Source organism: Nocardia sp. NPDC058176, from assembly GCF_042883805.1.
In the GTDB taxonomy this organism is placed as follows: Bacteria; Actinomycetota; Actinomycetes; order Mycobacteriales; family Mycobacteriaceae; genus Nocardia.
Genome location: NZ_JBHVVA010000001.1, coordinates 1,314,848 through 1,330,941 on the forward strand (window position 1 = coordinate 1,314,848; position 16,094 = coordinate 1,330,941).

At 68.0% G+C, this 16,094-nt stretch carries 15 protein-coding genes; 10 read left to right on the plus strand and 5 right to left on the minus strand.

Going from position 1 to position 16,094, the window contains the following annotated elements:
• Positions 1–27 precede the first annotated feature (27 nt).
• Entirely contained in the window at positions 28–1,533 is a 1,506-nt protein-coding gene (locus tag ACFVVM_RS06195) for a carboxylesterase/lipase family protein (RefSeq protein ID WP_387616769.1), read from the plus strand.
• Between the two features lie 48 nt (positions 1,534–1,581).
• On the opposite strand, the gene ACFVVM_RS06200 is transcribed toward ACFVVM_RS06195, so the two are convergent.
• The gene (locus tag ACFVVM_RS06200; protein ID WP_387613555.1) at positions 1,582–2,709 is read right to left on the minus strand and encodes an acyl-CoA dehydrogenase family protein; all 1,128 of its coding nucleotides are present in this window, start codon (positions 2,707–2,709) and stop codon (positions 1,582–1,584) included.
• Positions 2,710–2,718: 9 nt separating this feature from the next.
• The gene (locus tag ACFVVM_RS06205) at positions 2,719–3,882 is read right to left on the minus strand and encodes an acyl-CoA dehydrogenase family protein (RefSeq protein WP_387613558.1); all 1,164 of its coding nucleotides are present in this window, start codon (positions 3,880–3,882) and stop codon (positions 2,719–2,721) included.
• Positions 3,883–3,946: 64 nt separating this feature from the next.
• On the opposite strand from ACFVVM_RS06205, the gene ACFVVM_RS06210 reads away from it, so the two are divergent.
• From ACFVVM_RS06210 to ACFVVM_RS06220, 3 genes are all read left to right on the plus strand, one after another.
• A complete protein-coding gene (locus ACFVVM_RS06210) occupies positions 3,947–4,531 on the plus strand; it encodes a QsdR family transcriptional regulator (protein WP_387613561.1) in 585 nt (194 codons plus the stop codon).
• A gap of 116 nt (positions 4,532–4,647) precedes the next feature.
• Entirely contained in the window at positions 4,648–5,079 is a 432-nt protein-coding gene (locus tag ACFVVM_RS06215; protein WP_387613563.1) for a nuclear transport factor 2 family protein, read from the plus strand.
• 269 nt (positions 5,080–5,348) lie between these two features.
• Positions 5,349–6,092: a class I SAM-dependent methyltransferase gene (locus tag ACFVVM_RS06220; RefSeq protein WP_387613566.1), complete on the plus strand. Its 744-nt coding sequence runs from the start codon at positions 5,349–5,351 to the stop codon at positions 6,090–6,092.
• Between the two features lie 52 nt (positions 6,093–6,144).
• Here the strand turns inward: ACFVVM_RS06220 and ACFVVM_RS06225 are convergent, their stop codons facing one another.
• A complete protein-coding gene (locus ACFVVM_RS06225; RefSeq protein ID WP_387613568.1) occupies positions 6,145–7,011 on the minus strand; it encodes a nuclear transport factor 2 family protein in 867 nt (288 codons plus the stop codon).
• Between ACFVVM_RS06225 and ACFVVM_RS06230 the strand changes: the two genes are divergently transcribed.
• Entirely contained in the window at positions 7,010–7,993 is a 984-nt protein-coding gene (locus tag ACFVVM_RS06230; RefSeq protein WP_387613571.1) for a helix-turn-helix transcriptional regulator, read from the plus strand. The genes ACFVVM_RS06225 and ACFVVM_RS06230 overlap by 2 nt on opposite strands.
• A gap of 24 nt (positions 7,994–8,017) precedes the next feature.
• Here the strand turns inward: ACFVVM_RS06230 and ACFVVM_RS06235 are convergent, their stop codons facing one another.
• Complete coding sequence (locus ACFVVM_RS06235; RefSeq protein WP_387613574.1) at positions 8,018–8,797, minus strand: hypothetical protein; 780 nt, start codon at positions 8,795–8,797, stop codon at positions 8,018–8,020.
• A 461-nt stretch (positions 8,798–9,258) separates the two neighbouring features.
• Here ACFVVM_RS06235 and ACFVVM_RS06240 point away from each other — a divergent pair, with 461 nt between their 5' ends.
• Together ACFVVM_RS06240 and ACFVVM_RS06245 are read left to right on the plus strand one after the other, a co-directional pair.
• Positions 9,259–10,209, plus strand: a complete 951-nt coding sequence (locus tag ACFVVM_RS06240) for a hypothetical protein (RefSeq protein WP_387613576.1) — start codon at positions 9,259–9,261, stop codon at positions 10,207–10,209.
• A gap of 50 nt (positions 10,210–10,259) precedes the next feature.
• Positions 10,260–10,445, plus strand: coding sequence for a hypothetical protein (locus ACFVVM_RS06245; protein WP_387613578.1), 186 nt, complete (start codon positions 10,260–10,262; stop codon positions 10,443–10,445).
• A gap of 124 nt (positions 10,446–10,569) precedes the next feature.
• On the opposite strand, the gene ACFVVM_RS06250 is transcribed toward ACFVVM_RS06245, so the two are convergent.
• The gene (locus ACFVVM_RS06250) at positions 10,570–12,279 is read right to left on the minus strand and encodes a glycoside hydrolase domain-containing protein (protein WP_387613580.1); all 1,710 of its coding nucleotides are present in this window, start codon (positions 12,277–12,279) and stop codon (positions 10,570–10,572) included.
• A 283-nt stretch (positions 12,280–12,562) separates the two neighbouring features.
• Here ACFVVM_RS06250 and ACFVVM_RS06255 point away from each other — a divergent pair, with 283 nt between their 5' ends.
• The 3 genes from ACFVVM_RS06255 (at position 12,563) to ACFVVM_RS06265 (ending at position 16,022) form a co-directional block, all read left to right on the plus strand.
• On the plus strand, positions 12,563–14,008 hold the full coding sequence (locus tag ACFVVM_RS06255; protein WP_387613583.1) for a S8 family serine peptidase: 1,446 nt from the start codon (positions 12,563–12,565) through the stop codon (positions 14,006–14,008).
• Between the two features lie 8 nt (positions 14,009–14,016).
• Positions 14,017–14,640, plus strand: a complete 624-nt coding sequence (locus ACFVVM_RS06260; protein WP_387613586.1) for a 1,4-alpha-glucan branching protein — start codon at positions 14,017–14,019, stop codon at positions 14,638–14,640.
• A gap of 176 nt (positions 14,641–14,816) precedes the next feature.
• A complete protein-coding gene (locus ACFVVM_RS06265) occupies positions 14,817–16,022 on the plus strand; it encodes a GNAT family N-acetyltransferase (RefSeq protein ID WP_387613589.1) in 1,206 nt (401 codons plus the stop codon).
• The last annotated feature ends 72 nt before the right edge of the window (positions 16,023–16,094 follow it).

Sequence of the window (16,094 nt, forward strand, 5' to 3'; positions counted from 1 at the left end):
TGGTGGTGCGTAATTGCGGGGGTGAGTGTGCGTAGCGGGCCTGAAGTTCGTACAGCGGCAGGGGTTGTGCGCGGGCGGTGGGAGAAGGGCATCGCCGTGTTTCGTGGTATCCCGTACGCGCGGCCGCCGGTGGGGGTGCGGCGGTTTCGTGCGCCGGTCGCCACGTCGGCGTGGGCTGGCGTCCGAAACGCCTACGAGTTCGGGCCCGCGGTTCCGCAGGCAGGGCATACCGGGTCGGTGATGACCTCGGTGACGGGCACGGTCGATGACGGCTCGGACGACTGCCTGTCGCTCTCGGTATGGACTCCGGATCCCGGCGATGCCAGGCTTCCGGTGATGGTGTGGATCCACGGCGGTGCCTACCTGGAAGGTGACTCCGCGAACCCGCACTGCGACGGCGCGATCTTGGCGGCCGGTGGCGTGGTGGTGGTGAGCGTGAACTACCGGACCGGATTCGACGGCTTCGCCCATCTCGCCGGTGAACCCGACAATCGCGGCCTCCTCGATCAGGCTGCCGCGTTGCGCTGGGTGCAGGAGAACATCGGCGGATTCGGCGGCGATGCGGGCACGGTGACCGTCTTCGGTCAGTCCGCCGGGGCGGGTTGTGTCGCGGCCCTGGCGTCGATGCCATTGGCGGCCGGACTGTTTCGTCGCGCGATAGTGCAGAGCATCCCCTGCACGTTCTTCACCCCGCAGCTGGCCAGTGCGATCTCGACGAGGATCACCGCGGAAGTCGGTGTCCGGGCCACCGTCGCGGATCTGACCGACATCCCTGCGCAGGCGCTGGTCGATGCGACCGAGACGGTCATCGCGAAGCTGCCGCGGTTCGCCGACGATTGGGGGCCGATGACCTCGACGCCGACTCCGTTCTCACCGGTGATCGACGGCGATCGCCTCCCACGATCCCCGTGGCGCGCACTCGCTGACGGCGCCGCGCGAGACATCGACCTGCTCGTCGGGCACACCCGCGACGAATATCGTTTATTCGCAGGACATCTCGCCGAACATGTCACCGATGACGACGTGAGCGAGACCGTCGCGCGTCTCGCCCCCGCCATCGACGCCGGTCGGTATCGCGCCGCTTACCCGGAGGCGACCCCAGTGCAGCTGTGCGAGATCGTCCATGCGGACTGGTTGTTCCGGATGCCCAGCGTGCACCTGGCCGACGCCCATCACGCCGGTGGCAGCTCGACGTGGATGTACGAACTGTGCTGGGCCTTCGACCGGGAACAGGACGCCTCGCACAGCCTCGACGTCCTGCTCGTGTTCAGCACCCTCGCTCCCGACGAGATACGCAGCCGCGTCACTGCCTACCCGAATGCGGCCGACGAGGTCATCGACGTCGCCCGGCACATGCGCGCCGACTGGGTGAACTTCGCGACCACCGGCACACCGGGCTGGACGGCCTACGACTCGCACACCCGACCCACTCGCGTCTACACCGCCGAACCGACGACTCTGTCCTACCCGGAAGAGCGTTCGCGGCGCCTCTGGGAAGCAGTCGAGTTCGACAGCTTGGACCTGGTGAGGTGAGCCCACCGTGTCACCGCGTCTGCAAGGCCGCGGTGACACGGTGGCGGGTCAGATCTCGACCATCTGGTGGTCGCCGAGGTGGCTGGTCAGGTAGCGGAGGTGGTCGGTGGTGTCGCCGAGGGTGTGTTCGATGGCGGTGAGGCGGGCGGTGTAGTGGCCGACGGGGTATTCGGCGGTCATGCCGATGCCGCCGTGCAGCTGGATCGCCTCCTGGCCGATGTGCCTGCCGGAGCGGCCGATTCGCAGTTTGGCGCGGGCCGCGACGACCGGGTCGGTGATGCCGTCGGCCAGTGCCATCGACGCGTAGAGGCTCATGCTGCGGGCCAGTTCGAGTGCGACGTACATGTCGGCGGCGCGGTGGGTCAGGGTTTGGAACGTGCGCAGGGGAACACCGAACTGCTTGCGGGTCTGCAGGTAGTCGGTGGTCAGACGCAGTGCCTCCGACATCGCGCCGATCGCTTCGGCGCCCAGCGCGGCCTGGGCGGTGACGATGGACTCGGTGATGACGGGGGAGACGTCGACGGCGTCGCCGAGCGGCTCGGCGGAAGCGCCCTCGAAGGTGATGTCGGCACCGCGGTGTCCGTCGTAGGTACGGAAGCCGACTCTGCTCACCCCGGTGTCGTCCGGGTCGACCAGGAACAGTCCGGTCCCGCCATCGGGCAGTGCCGCGCTGACGATCAATCGATCCGCGCTGTCACCGTGCGGCACCGGATGTTTGCGACCGGTCAGCTGCCACCTGCCGCCCTGCTCGACGGCCCTGGTACCGACCTGCGTCGACGGCCGACGCACTCCCGGCTCGCCGTGCGCGATCGCCACCCGCAACTCGCCCTCGGCGATCCGCGTCAACAGCTCCTTGCGCTGCGTCGACGTTCCGGCACGGGAGATGACCATCGCGGGCAGCAGCGCGCAGTCCAGCACGGGCTCGGGGGCCAGCGCGCGACCGAGTTCCTCCATGACCAGCATCGTTTCGATGGGTCCGGCGCCCATTCCGCCGTCTTCCTCGGAGATCGTCAGGCCGAGCAGCCCGATCTCGGCGAAGGTCGACCACACCCGCGGGTCCCAGCCGAGTTCACCGTCGATGACCTCGCGGCGGCGTTCGGGCGTGTAGTGGCGGGTGAGCACGTTGCGCACGGTCTCGCGCAGCAGGTCCTGTTCGGTGGTGAGTTCGAAATCCATGATGGTGTCTCACAATCCGAGGATCGTCGAAGCGATGATGCTGCGCTGCACCTCGTTGGATCCCCCGTAGATCGATGTTTTGCGGTAGTTGAGGTAGGTGGCGGTGCTGCGGCGTGCCCAGTCGTGGGTGTCGTCCTCGCGGGCGATCGATTCCGGGCCCGCGATGTCGACGAGCAGTTCGGTGACGGCCTGCTGCAGCTCGGTGCCGCGCAGCTTGAGAATCGACGACACCGGGTTGGGTGCGCCGTCGGCGGAACCGGCCGCGACCCGCAGCTGGACGAGTTCCAGTGCGAGCAGCTCGTTTTCGAGTTCGGTGATGCGCGTGGCGAAGGTCGGGTCGCCGAGCAGCGTGCCGGAGTCCAGGCGGGTCTGCTTGGCGTATTCCTTGGCCAGCCACAGCCGCACCTTGGTCTGACCGACCGCGGCGATGCCGGTGCGCTCGTTGCCGAGCAGGAACTTCGCGTAGGTCCAGCCCTGGTTCTCCTGGCCGACGAGCTGATTCGCCGGGACGCGCACGTTCTCCAGGAACACCTCGTTGACCTCGAAACCGCCGTCGATGAGTTCGATCGGCCGCACGGTCACGCCGGGGGAGTCCAGCGGGAACAGCAGCAGCGAGATGCCCGCCTGCTTCTTGGGCGCGTCCGGGTCGGTGCGGGCCAGGCAGAACATCCAGTCCGCGCTCTGGGCGGCGGTGGTCCAGGTCTTCTGGCCGTTGATGACATAGTCGTCGCCGTCGCGGACCGCGACGGTGCGCAGGGAGGCCAGGTCGGAGCCGGCGTCGGGTTCGGAGAAGCCCTGGCACCACCAGATGTCGAGATTCGCCGTCGCGGGCAGGAAGCGCGCCTTGAGCTCCTCGGAACCGAACTGGGCGATGACCGGTCCGATCATGTTCGTGTTGAAGGTCAGCGGCTCGGGCACCGACGCCAGCTGCATCTCGGTGTGCCAGAGATGGTGCTGGACCGGGGTCCAGTCGCGGCCGCCCCAGGCCACGGGCCAGTGCGGGACCGCGAGGTCGTGGGCGTTGAGGATGCGCTGGGTGGTGACGAAATCGTCCTTGGACAGTTCGGACATGTGCCGGGCGCGATTGCGGATGTCGGTGGGGATCTCGCGCCGGAAGAAGGCGCGCAGCTCGTCGCGGAAGGCGAGCTCGTCCTCGGTGAGTGCCAGTTGCATGGTCGAGTATGTTACACAGAGATCGATATGTTTCAAATAGGCCGCGGGCGCCTATGCTGAGCGGGTGACACGGGCAGAAGGGACCAGAGCACCGGGCCGACCGGCCGCGGCCAGCCGCGAAGACGTGCTCGAGACGACAATCGAGGTCTTCCTGACCGGTCAGCGCGTCGACGTCAACGCCATCGCCGCACAACTCGGCCTGGGCCGGACCAGCATCTACCGCTGGTTCGGCTCCCGCGAAGGCCTGCTCGGCGCCGCCATCGCCCACCAGCTCGAACGCATGGTCGCCCACGCCGAACGCCGCTGCACCAGCACCGGCGGGGCCAGACTCGACGAAATCCTCGACCGCACCATCCACTGGATCGTCGACGACGATTCACTGCGCAGCTATTTCGACAACGAATCCACCGTGGCCCTGCGCACGATCACCCGCAGCGACGGACCCGTCCATCAGGCCGCGGTCGCCGTCGTCGGGGAACTCATCGCCCGCGCCGAAGACCAGGGCTACCAGCCGCCCATCGAGCGCGACACCCTCGCCTATGCGCTGGTCCGGTTGTGGGAGGCGTTCCTCTACAACGACGCGGTCGCCGGATTCCGTGGTGATGTGGAACGGTTGCGTCAGGTGCAGACCGCGCTCTTGCGCACCTGAGGGTCGGTTCCCCTCGGTGACGCAGACCGGGAGGCCTGTCGGGTCAGCCTCCGAGCGCGCATGCGACGGCGGATTCCCGCCAGCACACGGTGCTGCCCGGACCCACCATGATCGTCATGACAGCATCATCGATGACAGCCAAGTCCGTCCTGGAGAACATGTACGAAGCCGAGGCGCGGTACCTGGCCGGCGGCGGCCCCGGTTTCTCGTCGTTCTCCCTGCTCGCGCCGTACTTCGCCACCGACGTCGTGCTGTACCAGGCCGACAATCTGCCCTACGGCGGAACGTGGCGTGGGCACGAGGGTTTGGAACGATTCTTCGTCGCGATGAGCGGGGTGTGGGATCGTTTCGAGATGGTCGAGCAGACCTATCTCGCCGAAACGAGCCCACTGGTGGTCCTCACTCACGTGCGAGCCCGCACCCGGTCCACCGGCCGCGAACTCGCTTTCCCCATCCTGCAGACGGTCACCGTCGACGCCGGACGGATCAGCGAGATCCGCCCGTTCTACTGGGATACCGCCGCCATCGCCGATGCTTGCACACCGTAGGAAGGCGTTCGGTAATCCTGGCCACGCCCGGCGAGACGGACCCTGGAACGCGCTTCCATCATCGATCCATCGTGCTGACCAAGGGCCGCAATGCTGCGACCTCGCCGAGGTTCCTGTCGCACCGCGAATCGCCTGCGGTACATATTGTTTGATGCCGGGTCCGTCGGCCGTTCGGTCATCGACAGCTGGTGTTCATTCGGCGAGATGATCATGGCGGGAGGTGAATCGGGTCAAGGACCGGGCTACAAGGCCGCTGCTAGCTTCGATGTATGGACACTTCGACACCTTCGAGCGACTCCGGCCGTGCTGCGGCATACGACCCGATTGCGGACGCTTACGCTGCTGAGAACGCGACCAGCCTCCTCAACGAGTACTACAACAGGCCCGCGATCCGTGATCTGCTCGGCGACGTGTCCGGTAAGCACGTGCTGGACGTCGGCTGTGGCTCCGGCCCAACACTTGCCGACTTGCTCGAGGGCGGAGCCACTGTTGTCGGAGTCGACGGCAGCAAGGCATTGATCGACATCGCCCGGGACCGCGTCGGCAGCGGCCCGGAGCTGTACGTCGCGGATCTAGCTGACCCGTTGCCATTCGACGACTCCACCTTCGACGACGTGGTTTGCTCTCTCACGCTGCACTACCTGGAGGACTGGCACTCCCCACTGACGGAGATCCGACGAGTTCTGAAACCGGGAGGCCGCCTGATCCTCTCCGTGGAGCATCCGCTTGTCATCTGGTTCGCCGCCCTGCAAGCAGGCGATACGACGAACTACTTCGCCACACGGCCTCGTCATGAGACGGACATGGCAGGACAGGCCGCCGACCTGACGTTCTGGGACCGGTCACTGTCGACGATGTTCAAGACCTTCTTCGACACCGGTTTTCGAGTGACTCACCTCGACGAACCCGGCCCCGCCCCGGCGGCACTGGATCAGTTCCCAGAGTTCTTCGAGGAAAGGGACGACCCCCGCTTTCTGGCCTTCCTGTTCCTGGTCCTCGTCTCGGAAGGTTGACGTCTACGCAGCCACCACCGTGTTGTTTCGCGCCCCTCTGCCATGTTGACACTCAGTGGGCGGGGCCGTTGTCGGTGAGTGCTTGCGCGACGGTGAGGCTGTCTTCGTAGACGTGGTAACGGGTGATCACACCATCTTCGACAGTGAGGTGCAGTGCACAGCGAGCGCTGTACGCCCTGCCGGTGGCCTTCACCGTCTGGCGAATATCGCCGAGCACCACAGCATCCGGGCCGTCGACCAGGATCGTGGGAGTCGCCCCGCCCCGCTTCTCGGGGATGTGGAAGTCGTTCAGGGCCCGAAAGTGGTCGGCGACGTCGGGGCGAGTCGATCGCTGTCGGATCCAGGGCACGGCGGGATGCCCAGCATCGGGCCAGTCGAGCTGCCAGTCGACCGGATCGGCGAACAGGTCAGCGATCCGGTTCGGATCGCCTTCCGTCAAGCGGCTGAGGAACTCGGCCACGACAGCACGGGTGCCCGCGTCCTTGCCGGTGAACTGGTAGTCGTGCCGGATTCGTCCGTCCTGGTCGAGAAGCATGAAGACGGCGCCGCTCCAGACGGGAATGCCGCCCGCTGCGGGAACCATCTGGGTCGAGAACATGACTGCGTTGTTGTGGGTCACGGCGTCCTCCGCAGGGACGAAGACGAATCCTCCTGTCGCGACGAACTGCTCGTACGCGCTGGTGACTCGGGCTTCGATGGCCTCAGGCCCTTGGTACTCACCGGCTTCGGTGTACTCCACTCCGTCCTCGGTCCACAGCTCGGCGATGGCCTTGCGCCGCCGAGTAGGGTCCGGCTCGTTCCACACGGCTGTGTAGCGGCTGGTCAGGGAGTCGATATCCGTTGTCAAGGTCATGGCCAAGACGCTAACGATGCTTCCCTGACACCTTCTGTCAGTGAACTTTGGCAGTCTTGTGGGCATGCGCGCGGCTCGTCTGGTGTCTCTGCTTTTACTGCTGCAATCCCGAGACCGGATGACCGCCCAGGAGCTGGCGGACATCCTGGAGGTATCGGTGCGGACGATCTACCGGGATGTGGAATCGCTCAGCATCGCAGGCGTGCCGGTGTACGGAGAGCCTGGGCACGAGGGCGGCTACCGCCTACTCGGCGGTTACCGGACCCGGCTGACCGGTCTCACCGCGGCCGAGGCCGAGGCGCTTTTCCTGGCCGGGCTGCCGGCGGCTGCCGCCCAACTGGGCCTGACCGCCGCAGTGACCACCGCGCAGCTCAAACTCGAGGTCGCGCTGCCCGCCGACCTGCGCGACCGCGCCAGCCGCATTGCCGATCGGTTCCACCTCGACTCCCCACCCTGGTACGGCGACACGGAGCACGTACCCCATCTGGTTTCGATCGCGGATGCCACCTGGAACCAGCACGCCGTGCAGATCCGCTACCTGCGCTGGGCAGAGCCGCACGAAATCACCCGAACCGTCGAGCCGCACTGCCTCGTCCTCAAGGCCGGAGACTGGTACCTCGTGGCTCGCAACCAGGGACAGCTGCGTACCTACCGGGTGTCCCGCATCCTCGACGTGGAGGTTCTTCCCCAACCGTTCGACCGCTCCGAAGGCTTTGACCTGGGCGCCCACTGGAACAGCTACCTCAACGATTTCGACCAGCGCTGTCACAGGGACACAGCTGTCCTTCGGCTCTCTCGCCGCGCCATCGACCGACTGCCCAGCCTGCTGGAACCGGCCATGGTTGTCGCCGCCCAGCAAACAGCGGCCGGACCGGACCCAGCAGGCTGGACCGAGGTCGTGGTTCCCATCGAGTCGGTCGAAGCGGCCGTACCCGAACTCCTCAAGCTCGGCGCCGACGTAGAAATCATCGGACCCGAGAACCTCCGAAAGGAACTCATCGAAACCCTGCAAGCAATGAACCGTATCTATGATGTGCACTCGAACTGACCAGTCTCATCGGCCCAGGTCCGCTCACTGTGGATCGCACGAATCGCGAGTTCGGCTCTTCAGCGCCTGCGAGGGGTCCGTGGATTCGACACGCCGCAGTTGAGCGGCGATCGCCCGCTGCTCCGCGGTGGCCGTCGGGCTGGGGTGGTGAATCCACCAGCCCGGTCCCCAGCGCAGTACCTTTCCGTACAGGGTCAAGATGAGGCCGTCCTCGAAACTGGCTGCGGGAATGCGAATGTCACGGACCAGGGGATCGGTGTCGAACCCTCCGGTGAAACAGCCTTGACCGGGTTCGTACCGCCGCGGTAGATCGCCCCAGCAATCGAAGAACACCCATCGTCCAGCGTCCGCCGGGGCGTAGCACAGCAGTCGCTTTCCTACTCGCAGGCTGGGCGGTCCGAAGGTGGCCTCGACTTCGCTGCGGCGGAAGTCGCGGTCGGCCACCCATTCCGGCAGGCGTAGCAGCGGTGACCACTCGGCTGGACTGAGCAGCCGGTCTACGGGCAGGTATCCGAGCTGGTGATAGAACTCGGCGTACACGGAGGCAACTTCGGCGGTATAGCGGTGTTCCTCACCGAAGATCGCCGCGAACGGTCCGTCGACACCGAGCTTGCCGAAGCTGCTGACGGCTTCCCGGATTCGGGTGTGGTCGTCGTCCCGATCATCGAGGAAGCACAGATCCTGCAGTCGCCGATCCACGACCGATTGCATCTCCCGCCCGCTGCAGGCATACATCTCGGGCCGGGCGAACAGCCACACCAGCTCTGTCAACCACTGCTGCTTCAACTCTTTCGGCGATCTCACCCGCCAAGCCTAGACATCGTCACCATGCCGGGGTGTGAGCCGACTCGGTACGCCCGTCCTACCGAGCACAGTTTTCGCGGCGTTCCGTTGCGAATACGTAGCGTTGGTACCAACCAAACGGAAACGTAAATAGTTCCAGATAGTTTGGAAGGAGGTGGGATCCTGACCACCGATAATGTTCACTTATCGGTGGCCAGGATGGAGGGGTCTGGGATCGAGTCCCGAACGGGCGACACGGATTTCGTTTCGTGTAATACGTAACCGAATGACGGAACCAACGCTACGATTCTCCTGTGTCGAGCGTCTGCAACTACCCAGGATGTGCCCGTCCCATTACTCGTGCCGGGGGACCCGGGCGACCTTCCGAATACTGTGATCACCCAGATCACACGCGATGGCGGGCGTGGCGGGAAAGGCAACGGCAGCAGCAGGAGTCGGAGGTTGAGGTCAGTTCCGTCACTGTGACGACGCAAGGACCGGTGACCGTGGCGCGGTTGCGGGCCGATGAGCTGCTCGGGCAGTTCCGTGGGCTGGCTGAACAATTGGGCACCACGCTCACGGCGGCGGTTGCCGAGATGCAGACGCTCGGGGATCCGTCGGTCGCCGAGGCGCAGGTCCAGGCGGTGCAGGCGGATGCGGCCCGCCGGATCGCCGAGGCGGAGATGGCGACGGTGACCGCCGAGCAGGCGCGGCGCGAGGCCGAAGAGGCTCGGACGCTGGCGGAATCGGTGACCCAGGACGCGGTCGCGTCGGCGGAGGAGGCCGAGCAGGCCATCGGCGCGGCGCACACCGCACGGGACGAGGCGCTGGCGGAGGTGGAGCGAGTCACCAAGCAGGCCGCCGATGACGTGTTCGCCGCGCGCAGCGACGCCGAAGCCGAGATTCGTGCGGCACAACAGCGTGCGGCCGAGGAGATCGAGGCGATCAAACAGGAATCGGCGGATGCCATCGCCCGCGCCGAACAGCGGGCCGACGCCGATATCGCGCACCAGCGGCGTGATGCCGACGCCAGGATCGCTGCCGCGCACGCCGATCGCGACCTGGCCAACCAGCGTGCCGCCGATGCGGACCGCGCCACCGAACGTGCCGAAAAGGCCACCGCCGAACGGGTGGAAGCGGCCGCCGAGGCCCGTGAGGAATGGCGGCGCGCACGCGCCGAACTCGACAACGTGCGCACCGAACTCGATCGAACCCGGGCCGAACTGGCCGAGTTGCGTCGCAGCGCGAGCGCGGAAGCCGAACAGCGGCGGGTGGCGGCAGCCGCGGAACTGGAGCAGGCGCGCGCCGATGCCACCGAGCGGCTCGCCGCCCTCGACGACGCACGCGCGCAGACCCTGGCCAGGGCCGAACGCGCCGAACGACAACTCGACGAACTGGTGGCCACCAGCCGCACCGCGATACCGCAGACCTGAGTGGGGGTATCCGGTACGGCGGAGCGCGCCCTCGACTAGCGTCAGGGTTCATGACCGAGCAGCCCGGCCCTCTGGAAACCACCCGCGAGTTCGCCGCCGTCGACATCGACGACATCTTGAACGACGAAGAGACCTACTCCGGTCCCTCGTCCCGCACCCGACTGATCGCGATCGTCGTGATCGCCGCGCTGGTCCTCGGTGTCGGCGCCACCACCCTCGCACTCCTCCTGGGCTGACCAGGGGGACCACAGGCTCGCTGAACCGAGCAGGTCACGGGCCTGCTCGGACAGTCACCCTGTCATGGATCGGTGGAGCCGACTCGGCGCCGGCCGGGGCACTCCCGAGTCGGGTTCTCACCGTCTAAGCCGGGCGGGCCAGGGGTGTGTCGGGGTCGCCGGAGTTGCGGAGGGCGACGATCTGGTCGGGGACCCAGTAGATGCGGCCGAACTCGAACTCCTGGTAGACGCCGTCGTCGTGGGTGATCTCGTCGGAGGCGGGCCAACCGAGCTGGCCGTTCTCGAAGCCCGATGCCGCCCAGCGGGTGCCGATCGCACCGTGGATCCAGTGTGCGGGTTGCTCGGCGCGGCGGTAGACGGTGCCACCCTGGAAGGCTTGCGCGAGTCCGGGGGCGGTGCCGCGCGGGTCGGGGAGTTCGGTGTGTTCGGCGGTGGGGTATCCCAGGGGGCCTGTCTCCCAGCCCAATTCGGCGAACTTGGTCATGATCGCGGTCGGGATGGCGTGTGCGGCGGTGCTCGGGTGCCAGTAGACGTAGCCGTGTTCGAATTCGGCGAAGCGGCCGAGCCGGTCCGGGGTGGGGAGTTCGCCGTCGGTGCGGCGTGCGCCCAGCCACGGTGTGGCCGCGGCGCGGGCGTCGATGGCGGAGTGTCCGGTGTGGGTGAAGCTCGCGACGTGGGCGGCGAACACATCCCAGGGGAAGTTCGGGCCGACATCGGTGTGGGTGCCGATGCCCAGCGCCCTGGTCACGTACTGGTGGTCGGCGATGCCGTCGGCCACCCGGTAGGGCGGGGCGATCACCTCGGTCGAGTACCCGTGCCGGTGCGCGCTGCGGACTGCCAGATAGGCCGCGATACGCAGGTCGGCGTCGATGGCCAGCCAGTCCGCGCGCGACCAGGCGACGCGGCTGCCGGCGAAGCACAGGTTCACCGTGAACCGGTTCGCCGAGAGCACCGACCAGGACGCGAGTTCTTCCGGCACCACCCGCACGACCACCGCGTCACGCAGCGTGTAGTGGTAGGAGACGCCGTTGGCCGGGTTGTTCAGGTAGGCGGCCAGGGATTCGGCGGTGCCGTTGCCCTCCTGGGTGTGCAGCAGGAAATTCGTGATGCGGGCACCGTCGCGCGGGGAGTGCGAGGGGCCGAGCCGGTCGAGTTCGGTGAACGGCGGGATCGCGGTCCCGCGGTCGATGCTCCACTGCCCGAAATCGGCGGCGAGGATGTCGTTGACGTCGACGCGGGTGCCGTCGATGAGCGGACCGGGTTCGGACGGGGTGTCGATGATCCGCTGATACAGCACCGCCCGCGGTTCGCGTTCGCCCCCGGACCACGCGCGCGTCTGCCACGCCCAGCTGACGTCACCGTGACGGCCGATCACGCCGTCCTCGATGGCCCACGCGCACACCCGCGAATGCCCGTAGATACCGGTCCACGCCGTGCCGAGCACCGCGTTGACGCCGCGGAAGAACTCCACGGCGGTGCGGTTCCACTGGGCGAGGGAGATGTCCTCGTCGACGGCGAAGAAGATCGGCGCCCGCTGCGGCGCGCCCAGACTCAGGTGCGTGGCCAGTGCCTGTTCGGCCATCCGGCGACCACCCTCGAAACCGGTGGTCCAATCCGAGGGGGTGGGGTCGCCGGGTTTGCCGTACTGCCAGATCGAGACGATGTCGAGCCCGGCGGCGGTGAGGGCGCGCGCGTAGTCGGCGGTGATCGGTTTGGCCCCGAAATTCGCGCCGGGTCTGCTGGGCGAGACATAGGCCAGCACCGCGGAATGCCCCGCGGCGGCGATGGCGCGCGGATCGATGAGCCTGGCGGCGAAATCGACAGCTGTAGACATGTTTGACCCCCTGCATGACTGCGTATCCGATGGAATGGTTTCACGCTCGAACACCGCGCTGCGGCGGCAGGGTGACGCAGGCACCCGGAATCGGTACCCAGGGTGACCTGGGATCACCCGGCACCCATGGTAGGTGAAAGATTTTCCGGCGCACCGGGATTCGTCGATCCATGGCGCTGACCGGGCGTCGTGTGCCGGGCGCGGGATGTGGCCTCGGCGTGTCGCGGACGGCGATCTCGGGCCAACGGTGGCGGGCCGCGGCCGCGCACGGTTCACTGTAGCCATGGCCTCCACCGCTCGACCCAGCAGGCAGCGGCGACCGGGGGTGCCCGGCCCCGCGGTCTCGCCCGCCGAACTGATCGTCGTCACCGCGCCGACCGGTCCCGCGATCACCCCGATCGCCCTGCGGGAGAACCGCTCCGTGCGCTCGCGGGTCGACGAGTTGCTGCCTGCCACCGCGCACCTGGTACCGATCTTCGGCCCGGACAACCGGCTCGCCGCGCGCCTGGCCGACACCCCACAGGCACCGGTGGCCGGGGCGTATCTGAGTTACTACAGCGTGCGCGGCGAGGTCGGTGACCTCGACGAGCTCGCGGATCGCCTCCGCGCGGACGACACCGTGGCCGCCGCCTACGTCAAGCCCGCCGCCGAACCGCCGCTCGCGCCGTTGGCCGAGAACACCATCGCGCCGGAGGCACCGGCGGTCACCCCCGATTTCCGTTCCCGGCAGGGCTATCTGGAGTCGGCGCCGCACGGGATCGACGCGGTGTGGGCGCACACGCAGCCCGGCGGTCTCGGCACCGGGGTGCGGGTGATCGACGTGGAGGGCGCGTGGCGGTTCACCCACGAGGACCTGCGCCAGAACCAGGGTGGGGTGATCGGCGGCAGCTCCTCGCCGGATCTGGGCTGGCGCAATCACGGGACCGCGGTGGCCGGTGAGATCAGCGGCGACGTCAACGAGTTCGGGATCACCGGGATCGCGCCCGACGCCCACATCAGGGCGATCTCGATCTTCGGGATCGGCTCGGCCGCCGCCATCCGTTCCGCGGCCGACGCCCTCGACCCCGGCGACATCGTGCTCATCGAACTGCACCGTCCCGGACCGCGATACGACTACCGGGCGACGCCGGATCAGCGCGGCTACATCGCCGTGGAATGGTGGCCCGACGATTTCGCCGCCATCCGGTACGCCACCGGACGGGGCATCATCGTCGTGGAAGCGGCGGGCAATGGCGGGGAGAACCTCGACGACGCCGTGTACGCCGCCCGGCCCGCGGACTTTCCCGCCGAGTGGCGTAACCCGTTCGGCGGTGCGGATTCCGGCGCGGTCCTGGTCGGTGCGGGTGCGCCGCCACCGGGTCTGCACGGGCGAGAGCACGGTCCGGCGCGGTCGCGGCTGGCGTTCTCCAATCACGGTGCCCGCCTGGACGCGCAGGGCTGGGGCCGCGAGGTCACCACGACCGGTTACGGCGATCTGCAGGGTGGGGCCGACGAAGATCTCTGGTACACCGATGAGTTCAGCGGCACCTCCAGCGCGTCGCCGATCGTCGTCGGCGCGGTGGCCGCCTACCAAGGGATTCGGGCGAACGGTGCTGGTCGTGAGGGCCCGGCGGAGATCCGGGCCCTGCTGCGCGCGACCGGTTCCGCCCAGACCGCCGCACCCGGACGACCCGTCACCCAGCGCATCGGCGCACTGCCTGATCTGCGCGCCATGCTCGCGCGGGGTTAGCCTGCGGTATGGCAGTCATCCATCGCACCAGCCTGGTTCCCGGCAAGACCGACCTCGTCGCGGCATGGCTGCCGGGGCGGCAGTGGTATCGGGGAACGGTGCCGCGACTGCGCAAGGCCGGTGGTTTCCGGCTCGACGATCCCGATGGTGCGGTCGGGATCGAATTCCTGCTGCTGTTGGATGATTCGACACCCGAACCACAGCTCTATCAGGTGCCGCTGACCTATCGCGGCGCCCCGCTACCCGGCGCCGAGAACGCGCTGCTCGGCACCGCCGAACACGGCACGCTCGGCCGCCGGTGGATCTACGACGCCACCCGCGACCCGGTCGCCGTCGCGGCGGTGCTGGATCTGCTGGCCGGACGGACGGCCGCGCAGGCGCAGAACGACAGCGACACCGTCGATTCCTCGGTGGTCGTGGCCGGCGTCGAGTTGGTCTCGGCCGGTGGCGAGAGCGGTGTCGCGGTCGACGGCGACACCCACACCGATGTCCCCATCGGCACGGCCGCCGTCCGATTCCATCGCCTGCCCGCAGCACACCAGCCGGGGACACGGGGATCGGTGATCGCGCCGCACACACCCGACAGCGGACCGGTCCGCACCGTCGAGTTGGTCAGCGTCCTCGGCAGCTGAAGCCTCTCACCCCTCGTCCCGGGACATGCCCGATCTGGACTGTTGATCACCACGCTCTGGTGGCGTTCGCTTCTCGGCCGATACTCACCTGAGAGCGTGGTGATCAACGGTCCAACTACCGCTGCCCGGCGGAAAACCGGGTGTGCGGGGGTGGGGGCGCGTGGCATTGTTCGGGGATGACTTCGGCGAAGAGTGTCACGGTGCGGTCGGCGACCGAGCAGGACCGGCCCGCGATCGTCGGCCTGCAGGAGACCGGATTCGGGATGCGGTACGGGGCGGACGAGCAGGGCCTGCAACACGAGTTGTGGCCGGTCGAGCGTGCGTTGGTCGCGGTCGACAACGGGCGGGTCGTCGGCCACACCACCGACATCACCATGACGGTGACCGTGCCGGGGCAGCGCACCGTGCGCGCTGCGGGTGTGTCCGGGGTGGCGGTGTCGCCGACCCATCGACGACGCGGCATCCTGCGGGAGCTGTACACCGCCCAGCACGCGCGCACCGAAGCCGACGGACTGCCGCTGACGATCTTCACCGCCAGCGAGGCCACCATCTACGGCCGCTTCGGCTACGACCCCACCATCCTCGACACCGCGATCGCCATCGATCGGCGCCGGGCCGAATTCCGGCCGACCACACCGGATCCCGGCGGCGTCGAACTGGCGAGCCTGGCCGAGGCCGCCCCGCACATCCGGGAGGTCTACGACCGCTGGCAGCGGCAGGTGCCGGGCGCCCAGGCGCGACCGGAGGAGAAGTGGGCGCTGGTCTTCGCCGATGTCGAACGGCACCGCGCCGCCGCGACTTCGCTGTTCGTGCTGGTTCATCCCGACGGCTATGCCCTGTACCGGCGCCGCTACGCCGACAACCGGTCCGTTGTCGCGGTGTCGGAACTGCGCGCGGCCACCCCGGAAGCGCACCCGGCGCTGTGGCGGGTGCTGCTCGGCATGGACCTCGTCGATACGATCGAAGCCGAGATCGCCGACGATGATCCGCTGCCCTACCTGCTCACCGATTCCCGTGCGGCGCGGGTGATCCGCCGCGGCGACTCGCTGTGGGCGCGCGTGATGGATGTCCCCGCCGCGCTCACCGCACGCACCTACCGCCACGATGTGGACACGGTGGTGGCCGTGCACGATCCGTTCCGGTCCGCGGGCGGCCGGTTCGCCCTGCGCGTGCGCGACGGCGTGGCCGAGTGCGAACCCACGACCCGGCCCGCGGATCTCGCCTTCGACATCAATGTGCTCGGCGCGCTCTACTTCGGAGCCCACCGGGCCGGCAGATTGGCGGCCGCCCACCGGATCAGCGTCGAGGACACCGCGGCGCTGCGGGCAGTCGACGAGGCGTTCACGACCGATCGCGCACCCGAACTCGGCTGGTTCTTCTAGCCCGACAGACCGATCCCCGCCGCCGAAGACGTCTGCGTGTACGGCGACGGGGACCGCGCCACGGCGGGTAGC